This window comes from Streptomyces sp. NPDC031365 (genome assembly GCF_055569765.1).
Genome location: NZ_JBVIIM010000027.1, coordinates 1 through 21,616 on the forward strand (window position 1 = coordinate 1; position 21,616 = coordinate 21,616).

Annotated in this window: 19 protein-coding genes and 1 pseudogene; 11 read left to right on the plus strand and 9 right to left on the minus strand. The window is 71.4% G+C overall.

Translation table 11 applies throughout. The annotated features are described in order from the left end of the window. Positions 1–44: 44 nt before the first annotated feature. From ACZ5C2_RS30215 to ACZ5C2_RS30230, 4 genes are all read right to left on the minus strand, one after another. Positions 45–572: an N-acetyltransferase gene (locus ACZ5C2_RS30215; RefSeq protein WP_468798452.1), complete on the minus strand. Its 528-nt coding sequence runs from the start codon at positions 570–572 to the stop codon at positions 45–47. Between the two features lie 95 nt (positions 573–667). Beyond that, the gene (locus ACZ5C2_RS30220; protein WP_468798455.1) at positions 668–1,168 is read right to left on the minus strand and encodes a phospholipase effector Tle1 domain-containing protein; all 501 of its coding nucleotides are present in this window, start codon (positions 1,166–1,168) and stop codon (positions 668–670) included. Between the two features lie 114 nt (positions 1,169–1,282). After that, positions 1,283–2,827: a fused MFS/spermidine synthase gene (locus ACZ5C2_RS30225; protein ID WP_468798458.1), complete on the minus strand. Its 1,545-nt coding sequence runs from the start codon at positions 2,825–2,827 to the stop codon at positions 1,283–1,285. 519 nt (positions 2,828–3,346) lie between these two features. Further along, positions 3,347–4,237 (minus strand): LLM class F420-dependent oxidoreductase, encoded by an 891-nt coding sequence (locus ACZ5C2_RS30230; protein ID WP_468798461.1) that lies wholly within the window; start codon positions 4,235–4,237, stop codon positions 3,347–3,349. A gap of 358 nt (positions 4,238–4,595) precedes the next feature. Between ACZ5C2_RS30230 and ACZ5C2_RS30235 the strand changes: the two genes are divergently transcribed. Continuing rightward, positions 4,596–5,318, plus strand: a complete 723-nt coding sequence (locus tag ACZ5C2_RS30235; RefSeq protein WP_468798464.1) for a dienelactone hydrolase family protein — start codon at positions 4,596–4,598, stop codon at positions 5,316–5,318. 205 nt (positions 5,319–5,523) lie between these two features. Here ACZ5C2_RS30235 and ACZ5C2_RS30240 read toward each other — a convergent pair whose 3' ends face one another. The 3 genes from ACZ5C2_RS30240 to ACZ5C2_RS30250 form a co-directional block, all read right to left on the minus strand. After that, positions 5,524–5,973, minus strand: a complete 450-nt coding sequence (locus ACZ5C2_RS30240) for a DUF4383 domain-containing protein (protein WP_468798467.1) — start codon at positions 5,971–5,973, stop codon at positions 5,524–5,526. A 123-nt stretch (positions 5,974–6,096) separates the two neighbouring features. Further along, the gene (locus ACZ5C2_RS30245; protein WP_468798470.1) at positions 6,097–6,708 is read right to left on the minus strand and encodes a hypothetical protein; all 612 of its coding nucleotides are present in this window, start codon (positions 6,706–6,708) and stop codon (positions 6,097–6,099) included. Between the two features lie 214 nt (positions 6,709–6,922). Beyond that, positions 6,923–7,456, minus strand: a complete 534-nt coding sequence (locus ACZ5C2_RS30250; RefSeq protein ID WP_468798473.1) for a 2'-5' RNA ligase family protein — start codon at positions 7,454–7,456, stop codon at positions 6,923–6,925. Between the two features lie 442 nt (positions 7,457–7,898). Here ACZ5C2_RS30250 and ACZ5C2_RS30255 point away from each other — a divergent pair, with 442 nt between their 5' ends. The 5 genes from ACZ5C2_RS30255 (at position 7,899) to ACZ5C2_RS30275 (ending at position 11,629) form a co-directional block, all read left to right on the plus strand. Next, entirely contained in the window at positions 7,899–8,594 is a 696-nt protein-coding gene (locus tag ACZ5C2_RS30255; RefSeq protein WP_468798713.1) for a glycerophosphodiester phosphodiesterase, read from the plus strand. 297 nt (positions 8,595–8,891) lie between these two features. After that, a complete protein-coding gene (locus tag ACZ5C2_RS30260; RefSeq protein ID WP_468798476.1) occupies positions 8,892–9,533 on the plus strand; it encodes a CBS domain-containing protein in 642 nt (213 codons plus the stop codon). 792 nt (positions 9,534–10,325) lie between these two features. Beyond that, the gene (locus ACZ5C2_RS30265) at positions 10,326–10,937 is read left to right on the plus strand and encodes a TetR/AcrR family transcriptional regulator (RefSeq protein WP_468798479.1); all 612 of its coding nucleotides are present in this window, start codon (positions 10,326–10,328) and stop codon (positions 10,935–10,937) included. Further along, positions 10,934–11,344: a DUF6069 family protein gene (locus ACZ5C2_RS30270; RefSeq protein ID WP_468798483.1), complete on the plus strand. Its 411-nt coding sequence runs from the start codon at positions 10,934–10,936 to the stop codon at positions 11,342–11,344. The genes ACZ5C2_RS30265 and ACZ5C2_RS30270 overlap by 4 nt, the downstream gene beginning before the upstream one ends. 150 nt (positions 11,345–11,494) lie before the next feature. Continuing rightward, positions 11,495–11,629, plus strand: coding sequence for a hypothetical protein (locus ACZ5C2_RS30275; RefSeq protein ID WP_468798486.1), 135 nt, complete (start codon positions 11,495–11,497; stop codon positions 11,627–11,629). Positions 11,630–11,956: 327 nt separating this feature from the next. On the opposite strand, the gene ACZ5C2_RS30280 is transcribed toward ACZ5C2_RS30275, so the two are convergent. Continuing rightward, positions 11,957–12,553 (minus strand): TetR/AcrR family transcriptional regulator, encoded by a 597-nt coding sequence (locus ACZ5C2_RS30280; protein WP_468798489.1) that lies wholly within the window; start codon positions 12,551–12,553, stop codon positions 11,957–11,959. A 63-nt stretch (positions 12,554–12,616) separates the two neighbouring features. Here ACZ5C2_RS30280 and ACZ5C2_RS30285 point away from each other — a divergent pair, with 63 nt between their 5' ends. From ACZ5C2_RS30285 to ACZ5C2_RS30300, 4 genes are all read left to right on the plus strand, one after another. Beyond that, a complete protein-coding gene (locus tag ACZ5C2_RS30285; protein WP_468798492.1) occupies positions 12,617–13,231 on the plus strand; it encodes an SDR family oxidoreductase in 615 nt (204 codons plus the stop codon). A gap of 14 nt (positions 13,232–13,245) precedes the next feature. After that, entirely contained in the window at positions 13,246–13,494 is a 249-nt protein-coding gene (locus tag ACZ5C2_RS30290) for a hypothetical protein (RefSeq protein WP_468798495.1), read from the plus strand. Between the two features lie 152 nt (positions 13,495–13,646). Then, positions 13,647–13,874: a winged helix-turn-helix transcriptional regulator gene (locus ACZ5C2_RS30295; RefSeq protein ID WP_468798498.1), complete on the plus strand. Its 228-nt coding sequence runs from the start codon at positions 13,647–13,649 to the stop codon at positions 13,872–13,874. Between the two features lie 179 nt (positions 13,875–14,053). Then, positions 14,054–14,923 carry an AraC family transcriptional regulator gene (locus tag ACZ5C2_RS30300; protein WP_468798501.1) on the plus strand — a complete coding sequence of 290 codons (870 nt, stop codon included), beginning with the start codon at positions 14,054–14,056 and terminating at the stop codon, positions 14,921–14,923. Between the two features lie 165 nt (positions 14,924–15,088). Here the strand turns inward: ACZ5C2_RS30300 and ACZ5C2_RS30305 are convergent. Beyond that, a pseudogene (locus tag ACZ5C2_RS30305) lies at positions 15,089–15,340 on the minus strand (hypothetical protein); the annotation flags it as partial. Here ACZ5C2_RS30305 and ACZ5C2_RS30310 point away from each other — a divergent pair. After that, complete coding sequence (locus tag ACZ5C2_RS30310) at positions 15,320–21,616, plus strand: amino acid adenylation domain-containing protein (protein WP_468798504.1); 6,297 nt, start codon at positions 15,320–15,322, stop codon at positions 21,614–21,616. The pseudogene ACZ5C2_RS30305 and the gene ACZ5C2_RS30310 sit on opposite strands and share 21 nt — an antisense overlap.

The window sequence follows — 21,616 nt, forward strand, 5'->3', positions numbered from 1 at the left end:
AACGGAGTACTCCGGGCGGGCAGTCGGCGCTGAAGCAGAAACCCTCACGACGCGAGCCGTGAGAATCCCCCTCGTTCACGAGGGGGAGAAGTCAACCAGTCGTCCCAGGTCACGTCCCGGCCGATGAAGCGCGGCCGCTCGAAGGGCCAGTCCGCGGAGATCCATGTCGGTACGAACGCGTCCAGCGCCCGTTCGAGGGCACCACCCACCTCGTCGTCCACCACCCACCACGAGATCTCGGCATCGGCTCCCCGCTTCTCCGGAGGGTCGATGTAGACGCATCCGCGCAGGGCTGCGCGGTCCTCGCTCTCGATCGTGTAGTTGAACGACTCGTGCGCCTCGATCTCCACGGCGTGCCGCTCCAGATCGGCGAGGTTCGCCTCGTACGACATCGTGGCCGACGGCCAGCCCCACGCGGGACCGAAGATCGACCACAGCCGCTCCCGTGAACCCATGACCGCCGGGTAGTCCAGCGGTGCGTCCGCACCGCTGATCGGGCGCAGCCGGTGGCCTCCTCCGCCGGGTATTCCGACGTGGACGGGGTGGACGAAGTCAGGAGGCAGCCAGGTCATGGGCGGAGCCAACCATGGCGGAAGAACGCCGCGCAAAGGGATATGCGACCGCTGCCGCAGCGGGCCGACGACCGCCCGTCCTCCAGGCCGTCGCGTCACATGGCGTGGTGGATTCCCTTGTGCGCGTCGGCCGGCTCTTCCGGACCGGGCGGGGCCGGAGGCAGCGGAGGCAGGCCTGCGGAGAGGCCCGGCAACAGGGCGGGCTCCAGCCGGACCCGGCCCTGCCCGGTCAGGCAGCGCTCCAGCTCCGGCGGCCGGTAGGCCGTGTCCCGGTCGAAGCGCTCCTTCGCGGGAAGGCCGCTGCGACCCAGCCGCTCAGCACGGTGTTGTGGAACGCCCAGCGGTGGTTGCACCGGTTCGCCGCCGATCCGGGCCACGCCGATTCCGGAACCGGGATACCCAGGGCGCCGACCGTGTCCCACACCCCGATGAATCCGATCTCCGTCTCTCGGGATGCCACTGTTGCGTACCAGCCCGGCCAGACCGCGGGCGGTGAACGCACCACGGCTGGAGCCGAAGAGGAACAACTCGTCGTCGGCCTCGTACGTTTCGACGAGGCACCGGTAGGCGTCCACGACGGTGTGGGACAGCCCCACACCGAATGCCCCGCCGCGCAGGCGGTCCAGCCTGCGAGAGCGGTGAGCGGCGCGTCCTGAAGACGTCGCGCTCTGCCTTGAGGTCGACCGGTTCTCCTTCCACGGTGGCCACTGTCACGGGCTGGTCTGTGGTCTGGAGGGCTGGAGGAGCTGGTCGACGGGTGCGTAGTCGTCGGTGAGCCGGGTGGCGCGGCCGATCCAGGACGTGAGGTCGTCGCCGGTGGCGATCTTCCAGCCGGTACGCCGGGCGTCCAGCGCTGCCTGGACCGCGGGTAGGTCGATCGTTCGGTCGGAGGCGACCAGCAACAGATTGCCGCCCTCGGGGGTGTCGGTCGGGTCGAGGCCGATGTCGCCGGGTTCGCCGAGGACGGCGACGTTCTCGAAGATCTCACTGAGCGTGGCTGCTTCGGCACGTGCGAAGGCCAGATCACCGTGATCGATGAGGTTGGCGACGTACAGGCCGTCCTGGTCGAGCACCCGCCGTACGTCGGTCATCGCTTCCACCGTTGTGAGGTGCCAGGGGACGCTGACGCCCCCGAAGGCGTCGCCGACGACGAGGTCACGGCTGCCGGTGTCCAGTCGCCGCAGGCCAAGCCTGCCGTCCTCGACGCGCACGGCGACACCGGATCCCGGTTCCAGGCCGAGCTGGTCACGATCGATGCGTACGACCCCGCTGTCGATCTCCGACACAAGACTGCGTGTTCCGGGCCGCGTTGCCGCGAGGTAACGGGGAATGGTGAGTCCGCCGCCGCCCAGGTGGTGGGCAGCCAGTGGCTCATCTTTTGGAAAGGCGGCGTCGACCACCGAGGCGATGGCACGGACATACGTGAATTCCAGGAAGGCCGGGTCGTCGATGTCGACATAGGAATGCCGCACCCCGTCCAGAACGAGCGTGCGGCCGCTGTCCCGGTCGGGGTCGGCGACGACCCGCGCGCAGTGGTACCTGGTTTCCGCGTCACAGCCCCCGGGCGCGACGATGGTCGCGAGGCCGCCGGCGACTACTGCGAGTGTCAGGGCGGGGGTGCCGGTCCAACCACGCGTTCGCCACTCCACCAGCGCCGCGCCCACCACCAGCAGCGTTCCGAGACCGATCAGGATGCTGCTGACCGCAAGCCGCGACACGAGGACGAAACCCGTGAACACGGTGCCGAAGATGGCCCCGACGGTGCCTACGCCGGACAGCCGGCCGACGACCGTTCCGGTCTCGGCGAGGCTGGTGAGACGCAGCTTGGTCACGATCGGCGTCACCGCGGACAGGAGCGCCCCCGGCACGAGGATGGTCAACGACGCTAGCAGGAGGAGTACTGCCGGTGCCCACTCCGCGGCGGTGCGGAGCACGGCAGGAGTCAGTGCGACGACCGCACCTGACATCCCGAGGGAAGGGCCCAGAAGCCGAGACGGATTGACCTGATCCGCGATGCGCCCACCCAGCCAGGAGCCGAGCGCGATCGCCGTGAGGGCAATGCTGATCACCATGGTGCTGGTCTCGAGGGTGAGACCGAGGTAAGGAGCCAGCAACCGCAGAGCGACGATCTCGACCACCAGGACTGCGGCCGAGGACCCGAACACGAGCACGACAGCACCACGGGGCCCCAGGCCGTGGCTGCGAGGCACGCCCTCAGCGACAGATGAGGAAGACAATCCGGTCACGGGCGACATCGTCGCATGCGACGCATCCACCGAGCGATACGGCGAAAACTCCTCATTTCTTCAACTGCCCGACGAACTCCCGCATGGGCGGCGGCCCTACGGCGATCGGTGCTCGTTGGTGGTGGCGGAACGGGACTCGTGCGGGGATCACCGCGGGCCGGGAGGTGATGGCCTGTCCGGATGCCGTGGCTGATGGCCTCCCCGGGCGCTGCCGGCTGCCGCCCGAAGGGCCGGAGCCGGCGGCCTGGCTGGCAGTCGGGTAACGGAGTTGTGGCGGCAGCACCCGTGGAGATGTCCAGCAGTCGGACGGCATCCCGACCGAGGACCTGCTCGGAACTCCCGGCGATGGGAGCGCCGGCCCCCGCAACCGGAGGCAGCCGAGGCGGAGGCGCGCGATCCCGTCGTCGAGCTGACCGGAGGACAGGCAGGTCGGAGTGACCGCGATGATCAGATGCGCAGGGTGGTTGCGCCGCCTCCACCTCGCGCAATGGCCGGCACCTCCCGACGGATCCGTACGGGGGCCGTTCGCTACAACTCGTTGCTGAACACTCCGGCCAGCCGGCGCCATTCGGCCCGCGGCAGCCCTGCCCCACCTTCGTCGGCGGTGAGCACCTGGAGCGCGACGTGATCGGCGCCGGCGTCGAGGTACTCCTGTGTCCGGGCCCTCACGTGTTCGGCGTCGCCGAGGGCGAAGAGGGCGTCGAGGAGGCGGACGCTGCCGCCGTCCTCGAAGTCGGTCTCAGCGAACCCCAGGCGCAGCAGGTTGTCGGTGTAGTTGGGCAGCCGGAGGTACATTTCCAGCATGTTCCGCGCAGTGGTGCGGGCCCGGTCGAGGTCGGTGTCGAGCACTACCGACAGTTCCGGGGCGAGCAGCGCGTCGGGGCCGAGCATGTCGCGCGCCTCCGCCGTGTGTTCGGTGGTGACGAGATAGGGGTGTGCGCCCAGCGTCCGCCCGGTCGCGAGTTTCAGCATCTTCGGACCGAGGGCCGCGAGGACTCGATGTCCGGAGGTCACGGGCGGGGTGGCGGCGTCGAGTGCGTCGAGGTAGGCCACCATCGCGCTGTACGGCTTGGCGTACTGCGGCACCATCGGGCCATGGCTGACACCCAGGCCGAGGACGAATCGCCCGCGTGCGCTCGCATCGATCGCTGAGATGCGTGCCGCCACCTCCTCGGCGGTGTGGTCCCAGATACTGAGGATGCCGGTGGCCACGGTGACCGTGCGGGTGGCGGCGACGACAGCCGCGGCGTCGTCGGGCGAAGGGCTGCCCCCGATCCAGAGAGTGCCGTACCCGAGTTCCTCGAGTTCGGCGACCGTATCCGCGATGGCCTCCTTACCCGCGTCGTCCGCCCGCGAGCCGTGCAGGGCACTGCTCCAGATGCCGACTCGTCCGAATGCCTCGCGCGTCTCAGAAGTCATGGTGTGATCAACAGTGATCCATGCCGGCTATTCCCGGCGGGCGGGCATTCACCCGTTTCCCACCTCCGACTGCGCGCAAGAAGGACTCGCCCGCAGGGGACACGTGGGAAAGCCCGTCACGCGAACGGCAAGCCGGACCGTCTCCTGTGGGGTGAGGGGGCATCCGGCCATGGAGCCTCCTCGAAAAAACCGTTGGCGGACCGCAGCGACCGTTGCTAATCTCCCACAAGCCGTGCAAGCGAACGAGGAGGTGGTACCCGTGAACGCAGTATCGACATGGGTGCTCCCCTCCGGGGTCACGGTCGGGCGATAGGTCGTCCGGGAGCGCCGTCTGTGAGCGCTTCCGAAAGGCACGACCATGCGATTCACTTCTGAACAGCACCTCGACGACGGAGTCCTCGAGCGCGCATTCACCCTCGGCGAGATCCCTGGCACCCTGTGGACGCCCGGATCCGCACCGGCACCGCTGGTCCTGATGGCCCACAACAACGGCCTGCCCAAGGCGGACCCCCGCCTGGTGGCCCGGGCCCGGTACACCGCGGCGCGCGGCTACGCGGTGGCCACCATCGACGCCGCCGGGTGCGGTGACCGTCCCCGCTCCGCCGCCGACGAGAAGGCGCGTGCCGATCTCCGGCGGGCGATGCAGGCGGGTGAGCCGGTCGACGAGGTCTTCGAGTCCTTCATCGGCCCGCTGGTCGAGAAAGCGGTCCCGGAATGGCAGACCACTCTGGATGCCCTCCTTGCTCTGCCCGAGACCGGCGGCCCGGTCGGGTACTCCGGGGGGTGGGCCGCCCTTGGCATTCGGCTGGCGGTGGTCGAGCCGCGCATCGCGGCCGCAGGCTTCTTCGCCGGGGGATACGTGCCCCGTGCCCAGCGCGAGGAGGCCCGGCAGGTGACCATCCCGCTGCTGTTCTTGCTGCAGTGGGACGACGAAGGGAACCCCCGGCAACGCGCCCTGGACCTGTTCGACGCCTTCGGCAGCAAGGAGAAGACGCTGCACGCCAACCCGGGAGGGCACACCGGCACCCCGTGGTTCGAGCTCGAGGACGGGTGCCGGTTCCTGGACCGACACCTGAAGTAGGGCTGGGCCGTCCGGTGGGCAGCGGACGGTAGTCGGTGTCGACCAGGATGCCGTCCATCGAGGATTCATCGTGACAGGCCCCGGCCCTCCTTGATGGACGGCAGGCAGACGCAACAACTGCCGGGGGCAGAAGGGTCGGATGCCGGCGCCGCCCCGCCCCGGACGGCCGCCCATGCGCCCGGACCGGAGTGATCGCCGGTACCGGTCAGCCAGCAGTCCGTGTCGGACTGGGCCTGCGGGTGAGCAGGGCGCCCAGTGCGATCATGCCGAGGCCGAGCACGAGATGAAGCCAGTTGTCGGCCGTGTTGACGGGGACGAAGTTGGCATCGCTGTCATGGTCGATGATCATGCCGTACAGCCAGAGGACCAGGTAGACGGCACCGCCGGCGAGGAGGTAGAGGCGCGCATGACCTGCGGTGCGCGCGAGTGCCAGTCCGGCGACGCCGAAGGCCAGGTGCACGAGATTGTGCAGGATGGACACCTGGAAGATGCCGAGGAGCTTGGCCTCTGAGTGGTGCGCGGCGAACTCCATGGTGTCGTAGTTCGTGGTGATGCCGGGGACGAAACCGAGGACACCGACCAGGAGGAACACCACTCCCACGGTCAAGGCGGCCTGCTGTACGGGTGTACGGGCGGCACGTGCGTGTGTGGACATGACATCTCCCTGGCTTCAAGTGAAAGGCGAACTCGGCGGGGGGTCCGCCAGGCCCTCCCCGGGTTCCCTCAGCCGTCGTAGACATGTCGCAACAGCCACCGTGCCCGCGTCGCCCGCGACGAGCTACGGCCGACGGTGGCATCCGCTCCGTCCCGCGGGGTGGTGTGACGGCATCAGGTGGGTCACGGAGCGAGCCCGCTCCCACATGCCGGGAATCTGCTCGGCCGGGCGCTGCTGTTCGCCGTGCAGGGCGTTGAGTACTACCAGGCATCCCGTCAGGGCCGGCACCGCCCACTGCGCGTAGGCCAGCTGCTGCCGCGTCTTGTCGAGGTCGATCGGGTGCTTGTCCGCCTTCTCGGCGTCAGCGGGGTCGGAGGAGGACGCCAGCTCGACCTTCTTGCCGAGAATGCGGGCGTAGGCGGTGGCGGCCAGGGCGGCGGCGGTGACGACGGTCTTGGCCGTAGTGGAGGCGGCCACGCCTTGCTGCGTGGCGACACGGTGCGCGTTCACGGCGAGCAGCCCGCCGCCGCCGAACAGGTGCGCACCGATCGCGGCGGCGTTGACCGGCGTCCACTTCGTCCAGCCCGCCGAAGAGATCCGGTCTCGGGCCACCTCCGTGCCGCCTTCGACCTGGGCCGCACCGTTGAGACCGACCGCCCCCATCAGTGAGCCCCCGAACCAGGCGGCCAGACCGAGATCGTGCAGGCTGCGGATGGCGGTATTGCGTTCAGACATACAGGGCTCCTTCGTGGGAGGTCGGAGGGCTTGACCGACGTAGACGGCGATCCTGGTCCCACCCTCACCGGACTCCACAACCCTCGCCATCACGACAGGCCAGATGGGTGCAATGCCGCAGGCCGGCCTACGGGCACTCATGCTTCGAGGTGCCGCTGGTGAGCACCCCCGACGGCCGTGCCGCGGGGCACTGACCGGTTGGCGTCGGGGCCGCTCAGGGGCGGGGCTCCAGCAGCTCCAGGGCACCGGTCGCGGTGTCGTAGCTGCGCAGGGTGGTGAGCCGGACCGACAGCGGCGGCGCCGGCAGCAGTCCGGGGACGCGCCGGCCGGCGAAGGCACCTGACCGCCGGGTCCGGCCGAGAGTGATGTGCGGGCTCCATCGACCGGGCTCGTGGAACGGGCTGAGAGTGTCGGGCGGGCTGTCCGAGGCCACCGCCTCCCACACGCGGCGGTGCACGTCGGCCAGCGCGGAGTCGAGGTCCAGCGACCAGGCCAGCACCGAGGTGGGCCGCTCGAAGCGGAGCACGCCGGTGAACCGCACCGGCAACGGCAGGGCGGCGGCCACCTTGGCGAGCTCCCAACGGATCGGCGCGGTCAGCTCCGGGCAGGCGGCCAGGGTCAGGTGCGGGCTGTTGGTCGGTGAGCGGTGGCGCGCCTGACTGGGAAGCCCCGCGTCCGCGAGTCGCCGCCAGGCCTCCCGGACAGCCAGCTCCGCCGCTTCATCCAAGAGAAGCTCAACCGTGCGCACCGCAGCAGCCTACCGGCGGTCTGTGACTGAGCATGCCCTCGCGGGCAGACCTCACCGTTCAACGAGCGTGGCAGAAGGCAGCGGCAGGGGCGAGGACGGACCGTCGCCGACGGAGCCGGAGGGCACCGGGCCGCATCCACCCGCTCCCCGTTCGCCATGCGCCACGGCCACCTGACGCCGCGCGGGTGGCGGGCGCCCACTCCACAGGCCGGTGTCAGGGTGAACGGCCCATGCGGTTCTATGGACGCATGTCCACCGGCAAACTGCTGCTGCGCATCACCGGCTGACCGCACACACTCGGAGAGGGCTCGCGGCGGGCCAGGCGCGCGGCCGGACAGGCCCGTTAGGCTTGATCGAGCACATGGCGGTGCGCCCGCCGCCCGCCAGGGGCACGGCACTCGTGCGGCTGCCCTGGACCACTCCCTCCAAGGACGGCAACCGAGTGTCTTTCTTCACCATCGGCCACCGCGGTGTGATGGCCGCCGAGCCGGAAAACACCCTGCGCTCGTTCCTGCGGGCCGAACGGGAGGGGTTGGACGGTATCGAACTTGACCTGCATCTGAGCAAGGACGGCGAGCTGGTCGTCATGCACGACGAGACGCTGGACCGCACGACGGACGGTTCGGGCCCGATCGCCGACCGGGAGTTGTGGCAGCTCAAAGGGCTTGACGCCGGTCTCGGCGAGCGCATCCCCACGTTCGGGGAGGTGCTGGACGCCGTCGGGTCGACGCTGCCGGTCCAGGCAGAGATCAAGGATGTGGCTGCAGCCCGGTCACTCGCCAAGGTCCTCACCGACCGTGACCTGCTGGGCCGTGTGTCGGTGCTGTCGTTTCACGACGTTGCCTTGATGGAGATCCGCACCATGCTGCCGCAAGCCCGCACCGTGCTGGTCGCAGGCGCCAGCGCACACCGCCATGACTTCGTAAACCGCGCTCAGAAGATCGGCTCGACCCTGGTCAGCGTGGAGTTGCGCCAGCTGAACCGGGCCGTCGTGGAGCAGTGCGGCGCGGCCGGCATCGACGTCATGGCCTGGACCGTCAATGACGAGCGCGACCTGGCGCTCGCCCGGACGCTCGGCCTGGTGGGCTGCGTGACCGACCAGCCCGGTATGAAGCGGCTGGTCCAAGCCACAACCTGACTCCAAGGGTCCGGGACCGAACCGCGCCTCCGCAGCGGGCACCCCTCGAGTTGACCCATCGCAGGACTCACCCGACAGCAATGCCCACCCGTAGCCCTCCGCCGCACTCCTGACCATGGGACCGCCGGCCTCCCTGCCAGGCCGAACGGCACTGGTCGCCGGAGCGGCGCGGTGCTGTCATGGTGGGGAAAGACGGCGTGGACGAGCCGGTAAGGGCTCTGAGGCGGACGGGCCGCGCGCGGTTCGCCCGGGCCCCGACCGCGGCTGCCCGTCGCGAAGCGGGAGGAGGCCGATGCCATGCTGTATCGCCGCACGGTCGGTGACGTGATGACCGAGGAGGTTGTCACCTTCCGTCCCCACACACCGTTGCAGGAGGTCGCCGCCCTGCTGGACGCCAACGACATCGTCGCGGCCCCGGTCGTCGACGACGACGGCGCTCCCGTCGGTGTCGTGTCCGCGTCCGACGTGCTGCGGCACGAGACCGGCATGCCCGATCCGCAGGGTCAGGACGGGGATGAGGAGCGCTCGTGGGGCAAGGCGCGAGCCAGAACCGCGGGCACGCTCATGAGCAGTCCTGTCTTCACCGCCCGCGCCGACTGGACGATCCCCCAGGCCGCGCGAGAGCTCCGGAGGCGGCACGTCAAGCAGCTGCCGGTGGTCGGCGACGACGGGCTTCTCACCGGCATCGTCACCCGCAGCGACCTGCTCGACGCCTTCATCCGCTCCGACGTCGAGATCCGCGGAGAGGTCGAACGGGACGTCCTGGGGCGCATCCTCGGCCTGGACGAGGGCACCGTCGCGGTGGAGGTCGCGGACGGGGTCGTCACCCTGCGGGGACACGTCCCGGAACCGCGTCTCGTCCCCGTGGTCGTGGGTCTCAGCCAGGGTGTCGACGGCGTCGTCGCCGTGAACGCCCACCTCGCCGCCCTGGCAGACTGAGACCTCACCTCAATGAGTGACTGGTGAGGCAGACAGTCGCCGGCACATGTGTGGCGGAGACGGTCGAATGCCTTGGTGAGCGACTACTGGCCCCGAAGAGCGCAACCACAATGCCGTGGCGCGGGTCCTTCTGTATGGAGTTGGCTTGTCGCGCCACATGCGCGCAGAGCTCCGAGCGTACTGACGGTCCGGTCGCAAGGAGGGAATCGGGGCCATGGCGAGATGCAAGAAGTGTGGTGCGCGGAAGGGCCGTTGGCCCCGTTCCTGCTCCCGGTGCCGTTCGCACTCGGACCGAGGCGAGGCGGCCGCGGATGTTGCCGAACTGGCCGTGGAGACAGGGCTGCTCGGGTGGATCGGTCGGGGAGTCATGGCAGTTGCACGGTTGATGCTGCGGGCGGTCGACTGACCAGACCCTTGACGACGCGCCCCGGCCGTGCGAGCCCTGGTGTCGGCTGGAAGCGACGCATCCTGGAGGGCCGGCGCTTCGGGCGGAACGCGGTAGCGGCCCGTGCTGGCCATGATCGGCACAGCCCCGGTGCCCGCGGCGCGCAGCGAGACTTCGTCAGGTTTCGTGTTCGAGACCTGGTCCGACGAGGCTCGCGGCCGCGGCGAGACTCACCGTGTCGAGGAAGCGCTCATCGCCGAACCAGCCATTGCAGCGGGGTGGTACCGGTCGCGGCCCGGAGGTGGCGGCCCAGGTGGCGCGAGCTCATCGCGAGCGATCACAAGGAATACAGCGGAGTGAGCACTCACTCATTGACGGAGTGAGTGCTCACTCCGTACCCTCCTGACATGACCGCACCTGAGGAGAACCAGACCGCCCGCCGCCGCGCCCCCGGCATGTCGCCGGAGCAGCGCCGCGAAATGATCATCCAGACGGCGATCCCACTGATCGCCGAGTACGGTGCCGCGGTGACGACCTCGAAGATCGCCCGTGCTGCCGGCATCGGAGAGGGAACGATCTTCCGGGTCTTCGCCGACAAGGAGGAGCTGCTCCAGACCTGCGTGGCCAAGGCGCTCTCACCCGAGCACGTGGTCCGCGAGCTCGACGCGATCGACGTGTCACAGCCGTTGCCCGACCGGCTCGCGGAGGCGGCCGAGGCGCTGCAGGCGCACGTGTCCAGGATGGGCGCCATCATGGGCGCGCTGGGGCATCGCGGCGGCAAGCATCCCGGCACGGTGCGCGGCGCCGGCCGTGACGAGTCGACGACCCGTATCCGTGCGGCCCTCGCAGACCTGCTGGAACCCGACAGGGTCACCCTGCGCAGGCCGCCGGAGCAGATCGCGGCCCTCTTCTTCGGGCTGCTCTTCACCCAGCCGCGTACGGAGGACGAGCCCGACCTGACCCCGCGGGAACTGGTGGACGTCTTCCTGTACGGTGCGCTCTCGGGGGGCGCCAAGTGAGCGCGCGGAGAAGGCGCCTGGGGGTTACGGCCCTGGCCGTCCTGGCTCCCGTCCTGGTGTGGCTGGTCACGGACCCCCTGCTGGGGCACCGGCTGCGGATCGTCGACGGCGAGCAGACACTCGACATCGGTGTGGTGCCCGTAACCGTCGTCGCGCTGCTCGCGTCGCTCTCCGGCTGGGGACTGCTGGCCGCCCTGGAACGATTCGGGGTGCCTCGCGCACGCGCCATCTGGCCCGCGGTGGCCGGAGTCGTACTGGCCGTGTCCTTCCTGCCCTTCGTCGGCGACGGCATGGATGCCGGCACCCGGATCTCCCTCGCTCTGATGCACTTGGCGGTCGCGGCGGTACTGATTCCGGGGCTGGGCGGCGGATCCCTCGGGGTGGGAGCCGCATCCGACGGCAGATGACCGTCGACGCCAAGACTCCCTGGGGCGGCGTGAGAGGGAGGCGGCCGTGCCCGGTGTGTGCTGCAGGTCCGTGGCACTGAGCCCGAACGCCCACCTGCACGCGCCGGTGGTCGTCGATGACGTCGGCACCCAGAGGCGGCCGTACACCGTGTGCCGGCCTACGGGGAGTCGAAGACCGCGACCGCGCTGTTCGCGGTCGAGGCCGACAGGCGCTGGTCCGGTGACGGCCTCACCGTCGACGCCGCGAACCCGGGTTCGTCGTGGCCGGCCCCGGGCGTCACCTGACGGACGAGGAGGTCGCCCGACTGCCGACTTGCGACTCCACGACACCCGAACAGGGTGCCGCCACCTCCGTCCCGCTCGCGACGTGCCCGGGCGGAGCTGGACGGTGTCGGAAGCGGATACTTCGAGTACAGCAACGGGGCCTTGCCGTTCACCGCAGACAAGCCGAGGCGGGGCGTCGCGGACCATGCCCTCGACCCCGGGGCGGCTGCCCGCCCGTGGCAGGTCCCGCTGGAGGCGCTCGCCGCAGCGGGGCCCGGCCGACCCGGGGGCAGGGCGGGCGGTCCTGTCATGGCAGCGCCGACCCGAACGCTTCTGCCCGCGTCCCAGTCACCGAAGTTGGTCGAACGCGTAGTCGGCGTCGGCCACTGCCTCGGGGTGGACGTCGCGGGCGGTCCGACCGTCGGCGATCTTCTGCCAGTTGGCGCGGGCGAGAACCCGTAGGACCGCGAGTACCTGGGCGGCCATCAGGCGGGCTGGGATCCCCTCGCCGAGGGCGTCCGCCAGGGCCTCCTCGTCCTCGAGCCGGTAGCGCGCGAGTCGTCCCGCCAGACTCGGTGTGCTGAACACCAGCCGGTGGAAGGCGACCACCTCGGGGTGATCGTTGAGGCCGGTGACGGGGTCGTGCCGATCGAGACCCGCCCGGAGGTGCCGGTGCAGTGCTGCCACCGGCTCGACACCGGAATCGCGGTCGCGTACGGCGCGTGCGGCCTCGCCCTGGTGGTCCGTGAACCGGTGCAGCACCAGGTCTTCCTTGGTGGGGAAGTACCGGAAGAGGGTCGGCTTGGATATCTCGGCCGCCGCGGCGATGTCGTTCACCGAGACGCGGTCGAAGCCGCGCTCCAGGAACAGCGAGATGGCCGCGTCGGCGATGGCGTCGTGCGTCCGCTGCTTCTTGCGGGCGCGCAGTCCCGTCGGCTCCTGCATCCGACGACCGTAACATCAGTGACCAGGTTGCTTTTTTGACCGGGTAACGTTTTTATGTGCGGCATGTATCCGACAGACACCCGTCCTGTGCTGGTAACCGGGGCGACGGGCCGGGTCGGCCGCCTCGTCGTCGACCAACTCCTCGATGAGGGCGTGCCGGTGCGCGCCCTCACCCGGCACCCCGCAGCGGCGGCGGCACTCCCGGCGAAGGCCGAGGTCTTCACCGGCGACCTCACCGAGCCCGAGTCCCTCGACCCGGCCCTGCACGGCGCGGGTGCCGTTTTCCTCGTCTGGACGGCCCCGTCCCGGACCGCCCCGGCAGTCGTCGAGCGGCTGGCGGCCCATGTACGGCGGGTCGTCCTCCTCTCCTCTCCGCACCGGACACCACACCCCTTCTTCCAACAGCCCAACCCCATGGCAGAGCTGCACGCCGGCATCGAGCGGCTCATCGCGGCCACCCGACTGGAAACAACGATCATCCGGCCCGGCATGCTCGCGTCGAACTCACTGGCCTGGTGGGCGCCCACGATCCGGGCCGGCAAGGCCGTCCGGTGGCCCTATGGCGCCGCCGAGACGGCACCGGTAGACGACCGCGACGTCGCGGCCGTCTCGGCGCGAACGCTGTATCAGCGCGGCTACGCCGGAGGCGACTACGTCCTCACGGGCCCCAGTCGCTGACCCAGGCCGCGCAGGTGGGCGTCATCGGTGACGCCCTGGGACAGCGGATCGCCTTCGAGGAGATGACACCGGACGAGTTCCGCGGCCTGTCGGAGGGCACTGCGCCCAGCGCGGTGGTCGACATGCTGCTCACCGCGTGGAGTGCGGCGGTCGGACAGCCGGCGTACGTCACCACTGCGGTGGCCGACATCCTCGGCACGGCGCCGCGGACGTTCCGCCAGTGGGCCGCCGACCACGCCACCGCGTTCGAGGAAGGTTCGTGACCTCGTCGACCGCGACCTGCCCAAGACCTCCCGTCCGGGCCGCCCGACGACGATGGGCGGCGAGACGACTGATCACGCCGCCCACTGCTACGCGTCCGTCGCCGACTGCCGCCGCGCGGCCACCGGCCTTCGCCCACACCTGGGACCCCGTTGTGCCGGCGGCGCTTCGAGCGGGACCACGCCGGCGCCGCGAGCCGCGCGCCGCGATCGGCGGCATCGGTGACAACGCTCCGACCGACTCCGTGCACCGTCTGCTCGCGGGCGGGCTGGTAGAGGGCCGTGCACGCACCGAGGCCCCACCACACGTCGGCTACGACCTGACCGCCCTGGGACGCAGTCTGGTCGAGGCTCGGCAGAGGACTGCCGCGAGAGACTCGTGAGCGCGGCAGCGAAGCGGTCACCAACGGGGGCCAGACCCCCCGCAGGACTGGGCAAGCCGTACACGGCCGTATCCGCGTGTGCCGTCCCGCGTCGGTCCGGGCGGATGATCGGATCGGATCGCAGCGATCGGGTACGGCTGGGGTGCCCGCTGCCAGGGTTGGAGTCGAAGGGAGGCCCCATGATCTCGGCACTCAACCGACTCGTCGATCTCGTCGAGGAGCACCTCGCGGAGGAACTCGACGTCGACGGGTTGGCCAGGGGACTCGGCACCACCGAGTACCACCTGCGACGCATGTTCTCGTCGTTGGCCGGTATGCCGCTGTCGGAGTACATGCGGCGGCGCCGCATGACCGTGGCAGCCGCCGACGTGGTCCGGGGTGAGCGGGATCTGCTGGACATCGCCGTCCGGCACGGATACGGCTCGAGCGAGGCGTTCGGACGAGCGTTCCGCGCCGTCCACGGCGCCGGCCCCGGTGACGTGCGCCGTCATGGAGGCCCCCTGCGTACACAACCGCAGCTCAGGTTCCGCCTGACCGTCGAAGGGACTCTTCCCATGGACACCCGCCTCGTCGACCGCCCCGCGTTCCGGCTGGTCGGACACGCCACTCGGGTTCCGCTGATCCACGAGGGCGTCAATCCGCACATCCAGCAGCACATCGCCGCGCTGCCGCAGGAGGAGCATCTGCGGCTGAAGGCCCTCAGCGACACCGAACCGAAGGGCTTGCTGCAGGTCAGTGACGATCTCGATCCCGACACCAGGGAGGGCAGCGAACTGACCTACCTGCACGGAGTCGCCCTCAGCCGGGAGACACCGGCCCCCGACGGGCTCGACGCCATCGAGGTGCCGGCCGGAATGTGGGCGGTCTTCCGCACCAGCGGACCGCATCCGCAAGCCCTGCAGACAACCTGGGCGGCGACCGCGACCGAGTGGTTCCCCTGCAACCCGTGGCGACTTCGGCCGGGACCCTCGGTCGTCGCCGTCCTGGAGCGCGCGGACGACTTCAGCACCGCTACGTGCGAGCTGTGGCTTCCCGTCGAACCCGTGTGACGGGTCGGCGGTCGTCGAACGCCGTTGAACGCCTGAGCTGACGGAGCCTCCATCCGAATCGGTCAAAAGACGCATCTGGAGGATGTCGACGGACAGGTTGTCCCACGTGGTGGGGACGAAGTGGCAGAAGCGGCCGTTCGCCCCGTCCTCGGTCGGGCAGACCACCCTGCGCACCGGGTCGGCGGCTGCCGCCTCGTGCTTGAAGCGGCCCATGGCGTCCCGGCGGACCGCCGCGTTCGTGCCCCACGGGTCTGTTTCACCGACGTAGTGGACGCCATGTGTTCCCGCCCGCTTCCACCACCGCAGCAGGCTCTGCTCACGGTGCTGCGTCTTCTTCCCTATGGGCCCCGCGCCGCCGGCGGCAGTCTGCTGCAAAACACGGCTTGGAGGCTCACAGTGACAGCAGGACCGGCCCACTACAAGGCTCCGAACGACGTCGACTCCGGCGCGGCATCCTTCGCGCAGCGCCGCCTGTGGTTCCTGGACCAGCTGGCCGGTTCGTCCACCGGATCCATGCTTCCGCTGGTCCTGCGGCTGCGGGGCCCACTGGACGCGGACCGGCTGGAGAGGTCGCTGTCCGGGATCGCGGCGCGGCACGAGGTGCTGCGCACCCGGTTCCGTGCCGTCGGCGGTGAGCCGGTACCGGTGGTCGACCCGCCCCTGGGCGTCGTACTGGAGCGGGTCGAGGCCGAGGGCCCGCAGGAACTGTTCGCGGGCCGCCTGGGACGCCCCGTCGACCTGTCCGCGCAGCACCCGCTGCGGGCCGTGCTCGCCCGCGTCGCGCCCGACGAGCACCTGCTGCTCGTGGAGGTGCACCACATCGCCGTGGACGGCTGGTCGTGGGGCATCCTGCTGGACGAACTCGCCGCCGGATACCGGGATGAGCCGGTGGCCCCGCCCGCCCTGCGCCACGCCGAGCTCGCCCGCGCGCAGTCCGAGCGGCTGAGCGGTGAACGGCTGGAGCGCCTCCTGAGCCACTGGCGCGAGCGGCTGCACGGTCTCACCCCGCTCGAACTGCCCACCGACCGGCCACGTCCGCGGGTCTGGGACGGCTCCGGCGACGTGGTCCGCTTCGATCTGCCGGCCGACCTGGTCACCGCCGTCGACGCCCTCGCCCGCTCGCGGCGCGTCACCCGGTACACACTCTTGCTCACCGCCTACCAGGCGCTCCTCGGGCACTGGGCGGGCGGCCGCAGCGACGTCGCCGTGTGCAGCACCCTCGCCGACCGGGCCCGGCGCGGCGCCGACACGCTCATCGGCCCCCTCGTGAACACGGTCGTGCTCCGGGCCGACCTGGCGGGCAGGCCGGGCTTCGGCGCCCTGCTGGACCGGGCACAGAGCCGCGTGCCGGTGGACCTCGCCCACGCCGAGGCCCCCTTCGACCTGGTCGTCGCCGCGCTCGGCGGCTCACGGGACCTGTCCCGTCACCCGCTCGCCCAGGCCTCGTTCACCCTGCTCAACGCTCCGCTCCGGCCCGTACGGATGCCCGGTCTCGAGGTGACGCTGGTCGAACCGCCGCTCACCGAGACCCCGCTGGACATCTTCCTCGACCTGACCCTGCGCACCGACGGCAGCGTCGCCGCGGTGCTCCAGTACGCCACCGCGCTCTTCGACGCCGCGACCATGCGGGCCTTCGCCCGTTCCTACACGGCCCTGCTCGAAGCCGTCCTGGCCGACCCTCGAACTCCCGTGCAGGACCTGCTGCGTGCCCTGCCGACAGACCTCGCCGGACGCGGGCGGCCCCGGCCCGACTGGCATCGGGCGGCCGACCGCCCCGCCGAACCGGCACCGCCGGTCGTCTTCCGAGGTGAACCCGACGCCACCGCCCTGCGCTGCGGCGAGGACAGCGTCACCTATGCCGGGCTCGACGCCATGACGGGCTCGCTGGCCGCCGCGCTGCGCGCCGCCGGTGTCACCGCGGGGGATCCCGTGGGCGTGCTGCTGCGCCGCGGCCCGTGGTCGGTCGCCGCCATCGAAGGCGTCTGGCGGGCGGGCGGCGCCTATGTCCCCCTCGACCCGGAACTGCCCGCCGAGCGGCTGCGGTACATGGCCGAGGAGGCCCGCCTGGCCTGCGTGGTCGCCGAACCCGGCACCACCGGTGCCGCCGCCCCGCTCGCACCGGTCACGGTGGACGTCACCGCGCTTCCCCCGGCCGCCGACGCCCCCCGTCACCGACCGCACCCCCGCGAACTGGCCCACGTCATCTTCACCTCCGGCTCCACCGGCAGGCCCAAGGCCGTCGGCGTCGAGCACGCCGCCCTCGCCTCGCACGTCGCCGCCGCCCGGCAGCGCTACGCGCTCACCTCCGCCGACCGGGTACTGGCGTTCGCCTCCTTCGCCTTCGACGCCTCGCTGGACCAGGTGCTTCCCGCCCTCACCTGCGGCGCCACCGTCGTCATGCGGCCCGACGAGCCCTGGCTGCCCACACAGGTGCCCGAGATCGTCCAGCGGTACGGCCTGACCGTCGTCAACGTGCCGCCCACCTACTGGTCGGAGCTCACGCTCTCCCTCGACCGGCGGCTGGCCGCCGCCCTGGGCTCGCTGCGGCTGCTCGTCCTCGGTGGCGAGGCCGTCCCCGCCGACACGCTCGCCGCCTGGCGCGCGGCCGTCCCCGGAGCGCGGGTCTGCAACGCGTACGGGCCCACCGAGACCACCGTCACCGCCACCACCCATGACGCAGACGGCCCTCCGGGGGACACCGTTCCCATCGGCCGGCCCCTCGGCGACCGCCGTGTGTACGTCGTCGACACCGAGGGCGAACCCGTCCCGGTCGGCGTCGGAGGTGAACTCCTCATCGGAGGAACGGAGTTGGCGCGCGGCTACCTCGGGCGCCCCGCTCTGACCGCCGAGCGCTTCGTGCCCGACCCCTACGGGCCGCCCGGCGGCCGCCTCTACCGCACCGGCGACCTCGTGCGCTGGACGCCCGGCGGCGAGCTGGAGTTCCTCGGCCGACGCGACGACCAGGTCAAGATCCGCGGCTTCCGAATCGAACTCGGCGAAGTGGAAACGGTGTTGCGGGCCTGTCCACTGGTCGGCGGCGCCGCCGCCCGTCCCGACCGGGCCACCGGACGCGGCCTCGTCGGCTACGTCGTACCCGCCCCGGACGCGCCCGCCGCGCCCGGCCGGGCCGAACTGCGCGCCTGGTGCGCCCGCTACCTGCCGCACTACGCCGTGCCGTCCGAGTTCGTCGTCCTGGACGCCCTTCCGGTCGGGGTGTCCGGCAAGCTCGACCGTTCCGCCCTGCCCGATCCCGCACACACCCGCCACACCGGCGACCCGGCATACACCGCGCCCCGCGACGAGACCGAGCGCATCGTCGCCGAGGTGTGGGCCGACGTCCTCGGCCTGGACCGGATCGGCATCGACGACGGCTTCTTCGACCTCGGCGGTCACTCCCTCCTCGCGACCATGGCGGTCTCCCGGATCGCCCAGCGCCTCGGCCGCGAGATCGAACTGCGCACCGTCTTCGAGCACCCCACCGTCCGCGGTTTCGCCCCACACGTGGCGGCCGCCCGTGCCGGCGGCGGCGCCGAGGTCGTCCCCGTCGACCGTGCCAGGCCGCTGCCGCTGTCGTTCGCGCAGGAACGCCTGTGGTTCCTGGACCGCACCTCCGACCACGGCGAGTCGTACCTGCTGTGGTACTGCTGGCGGGTACGCGGAGGCCTGGAACGTGCCGCGTGGCAGGCGGCCCTGGACGACCTGGCGGAGCGGCACGAAGTGCTGCGCACGGCCCTCGTCGAGATCGACGGCCGCCCCGTGCAGCAGGTCTGCGATCCGGGCACGGTGCCCCTGCTCTGGGAGGCGGCGCCGCAGGCCCCGGACGAGCAGACCCGCCTGGAGGCCGTACGGGGCCTGGCCGCGGCGCACGCCACCCGCCGCTTCGACCTCGGCCGGCCGCCGCTGCTGCGGGCCGGTGTGTGGGAACTGGCCGACGACGACCACGTCGTCCTGCTCACCTTCCACCACGCCGTCACCGACGGCTGGTCCAAGAACGTGCTGCTGGAGGAACTCGGCCGGCACTATGCGGCCCGCCGGGCGGGCGGCCGCGTCCGCTCCGCTCCGCTGCCCGTGCAGTACGGCGACTACGCCGTGTGGCAGCGCGACCGTGCCGACAGCGGCGCCCTGGAACCACAACTCGCCTATTGGGAAAGGGCTCTCGAGGACGCCCCGGTTCTGGAGCTGCCCACGGACCGGCCGAGGCCCCCCGCCTTCACCGGCCGCGGCGGCGCCGTCGAGATCGACCTGCCCCGCGCACTCCTCGACCGCGTCGACACCCTCGCCCGCGAGCGCGGTGCGACCCGCTTCATGGTGCTGCTGGCCGCCGCGCAGACGGTGCTGGCCCGCTGGACCGGACAGACCGACATCTGCGTGGGCACACCCGTCGCCGGACGCGGACGGCTCGAACTGGAGCCCCTCATCGGGTTCTTCGTCAACACCGTCGTCCTGCGCACCGACCTGTCCGGCCGGCCCTCCTTCGGCACCCTCGTCGACCGGGTACGCGATGTCGTTCTCGGCGCCTTCGACCACCAGGAAGTGCCGTTCGAACAGGTCGTGGAGCGGCTCCGGCCGGAGCGCGACCTGTCCCGCAACCCGCTGTTCCAGGCGATGGTCGACGTTCAGGAATCGACCACGGCCGGGACCGGCCTGCCCGGTCTGAGAACCGCCGACTTCGCACTGCCCTGGGGATCGGCCAAGTTCGATCTGACCGCCACCTTCGTGATCCGAACAGATCATTTCGCGCTCAACGTCGAATACGCCGCCGACCTGTTCGACCCGGAGACCGCAACCCGGTTCGCCCAGCACGTCGGACGCGTCCTCGAGGTCCTGCTGACCGACCCCGCCGCCCGCGCCGACGAGGCGGACCTGCTCTCGGCGGACGAGAGGCGGGAACTCGTCACGGGCGCCGGACGGGACGCGGAACCCGCGCCGCCGTTCGAGGTGCGGGTCGCGCCGGACGCCCCGGCCGTCGTCTGCGGGGACACGGTCCTCGACCACACCTGCCTGGACGCCCTCACCGGCGGGCTGGCCGCGTCCCTGGTCCGCGCGGGCACGGTGCCGGGTGACGCCGTGGGCGTGTGCGTCGGCCGCGGCGCGTGGTCCGTGGCGGCGATGCTCGCCGTCTGGCGGGCGGGCGGTGTCTACGTCCCGCTCGAGCCCCGGCTGCCCGAGGAGCGCTTGCGGTACATGTGCGAGGAGGCCGCGGTTCGGCATGTGGTGTGCGACGCGGGCACCCGGGACCGCGCAGCCGCCCTTGGCACCGGCACCGTCGACGTCGGCGACGTCCGCCCCGACCCGGCCGGCCCCCGCCACGCCCCCCGGGGCGGCGACCTCGCCTACGTCATCTTCACCTCCGGCTCCACCGGCCGCCCCAAGGCCGTCGGCGTCGAGCACCACGCCTTGGACGCTCATGTCGCCGCCGCCCGGGAGACGTTCGGGCTGACCGCGCGGGACCGGGTGCTCACCTTCGCCTCCACGTCCTTCGACGCCTCGATCGAGCAGATCCTGCCCGCACTGAGCACCGGTGCGACGGTGCTGGTGCGCCCCGACGAGATCTGGACGCCGGAGCAACTGGCGGAGTACGTCGCCGCCGAGCGGGTGACGGTCATGGAGCTGACCCCCTCGTACTGGACGGAACTGGTGGCCCGCCTGGACACGCTGGCCCCCCGGCTGGCCACCCTGCGGCTGCTGGTGACCGGGGGAGAGGCGCTGCCCTCCGCCCCTCTGGCGCACTGGTTCGCCCACGTGCCCGGCGTTCCCGTGATCAACACCTACGGCCCCACCGAGACGGTGATCTCCGCCACCGCGCACACCGTGGCCGCGGCCCCGGCCGGCCGGGTGCCCATCGGCCGGCCCCTGGGCAGCCGCCGCGCCTACGTGACCGACCCGCTCGGCAAACCCGTACCGACCGGCGTGCCCGGCGAACTCGTCCTCGGCGGACCGGAGATGGCGCGCGGCTACCTCGGCCGGCCCGCCCTCACCGCCGAGCGGTTCGTCCCTGACCCGTTCGGCGCGCCCGGCGGCCGCCTCTACCGCACCGGCGACGTCGTGCGCCGACTGCCCGGCGGGGACATGGAGTTCCTCGGCCGCAACGACGACCAGGTCAAGATCCGCGGCTTCCGTGTCGAACCGGGTGAGGCCGAAGCGGTATTGCGCGCGCATCCCGGGGTGCGCGGCGCGGCCGTCGTGGTGCGTACCGTGGCCGGCGAGACGGCCCTCGTCGGTTACGCCGCGGGCGGCGGACTGTCCGAGGAATCCCTGCGCACCCACTGCCGGGCCCGGCTGCCCCACTACCTCGTCCCGGCCGCGTTCGTCCTCCTGGACGCCCTGCCCCTGACCGTGCAGGGCAAGCTCGACACCGCCGCGCTGCCCGCGCCCGAGCCGTCCGCGCCGAACGCCGGCGTCGCACCGCGCACCCCGGCCGAGACGGTGGTGGCGCAGATCTGGTGCGAGGTGCTCGACCTGCCGAAGGTCGGCGTCCACGACGACTTCTTCGCCCTGGGCGGCCACTCCCTGCGTGCCGTCGCGGTCGCCTCCCGCCTGCGGACCGCCTTCGACTGCCCGCTCCAGGTGCGTGACCTGTTCGAGCACCCCACCGTCGAGCGGCTCGCCGCCGAGGTGGAGAGGTGCCTGCTGGAGCTCATCTCGCAGATGAGCGACGACGAGATCGACCTGTCCCTCACGGCCGACCTCTGA

What these genes read in the sequence shown, in the direction of transcription:
- ACZ5C2_RS30265 (WP_468798479.1), top strand. Translation starts at nt 10,326, where the DNA reads ATGACCGCACCTGAGGAGAACCAGACCGCCCGCCGCCGCGCCCCCGGC.
- ACZ5C2_RS30225 (WP_468798458.1), bottom strand. Translation starts at nt 2,827, where the DNA reads ATGTCGCCCGTGACCGGATTGTCTTCCTCATCTGTCGCTGAGGGCGTG.
- ACZ5C2_RS30235 (WP_468798464.1), top strand. Translation starts at nt 4,596, where the DNA reads ATGCGATTCACTTCTGAACAGCACCTCGACGACGGAGTCCTCGAGCGC.
- ACZ5C2_RS30240 (WP_468798467.1), bottom strand. Translation starts at nt 5,973, where the DNA reads ATGTCCACACACGCACGTGCCGCCCGTACACCCGTACAGCAGGCCGCC.
- ACZ5C2_RS30300 (WP_468798501.1), top strand. Translation starts at nt 14,054, where the DNA reads ATGATCTCGGCACTCAACCGACTCGTCGATCTCGTCGAGGAGCACCTC.
- ACZ5C2_RS30230 (WP_468798461.1), bottom strand. Translation starts at nt 4,237, where the DNA reads ATGACTTCTGAGACGCGCGAGGCATTCGGACGAGTCGGCATCTGGAGC.
- ACZ5C2_RS30260 (WP_468798476.1), top strand. Translation starts at nt 8,892, where the DNA reads ATGCTGTATCGCCGCACGGTCGGTGACGTGATGACCGAGGAGGTTGTC.
- ACZ5C2_RS30245 (WP_468798470.1), bottom strand. Translation starts at nt 6,708, where the DNA reads ATGTCTGAACGCAATACCGCCATCCGCAGCCTGCACGATCTCGGTCTG.
- ACZ5C2_RS30280 (WP_468798489.1), bottom strand. Translation starts at nt 12,553, where the DNA reads ATGCAGGAGCCGACGGGACTGCGCGCCCGCAAGAAGCAGCGGACGCAC.
- ACZ5C2_RS30285 (WP_468798492.1), top strand. Translation starts at nt 12,617, where the DNA reads ATGTATCCGACAGACACCCGTCCTGTGCTGGTAACCGGGGCGACGGGC.
- ACZ5C2_RS30215 (WP_468798452.1), bottom strand. Translation starts at nt 572, where the DNA reads ATGACCTGGCTGCCTCCTGACTTCGTCCACCCCGTCCACGTCGGAATA.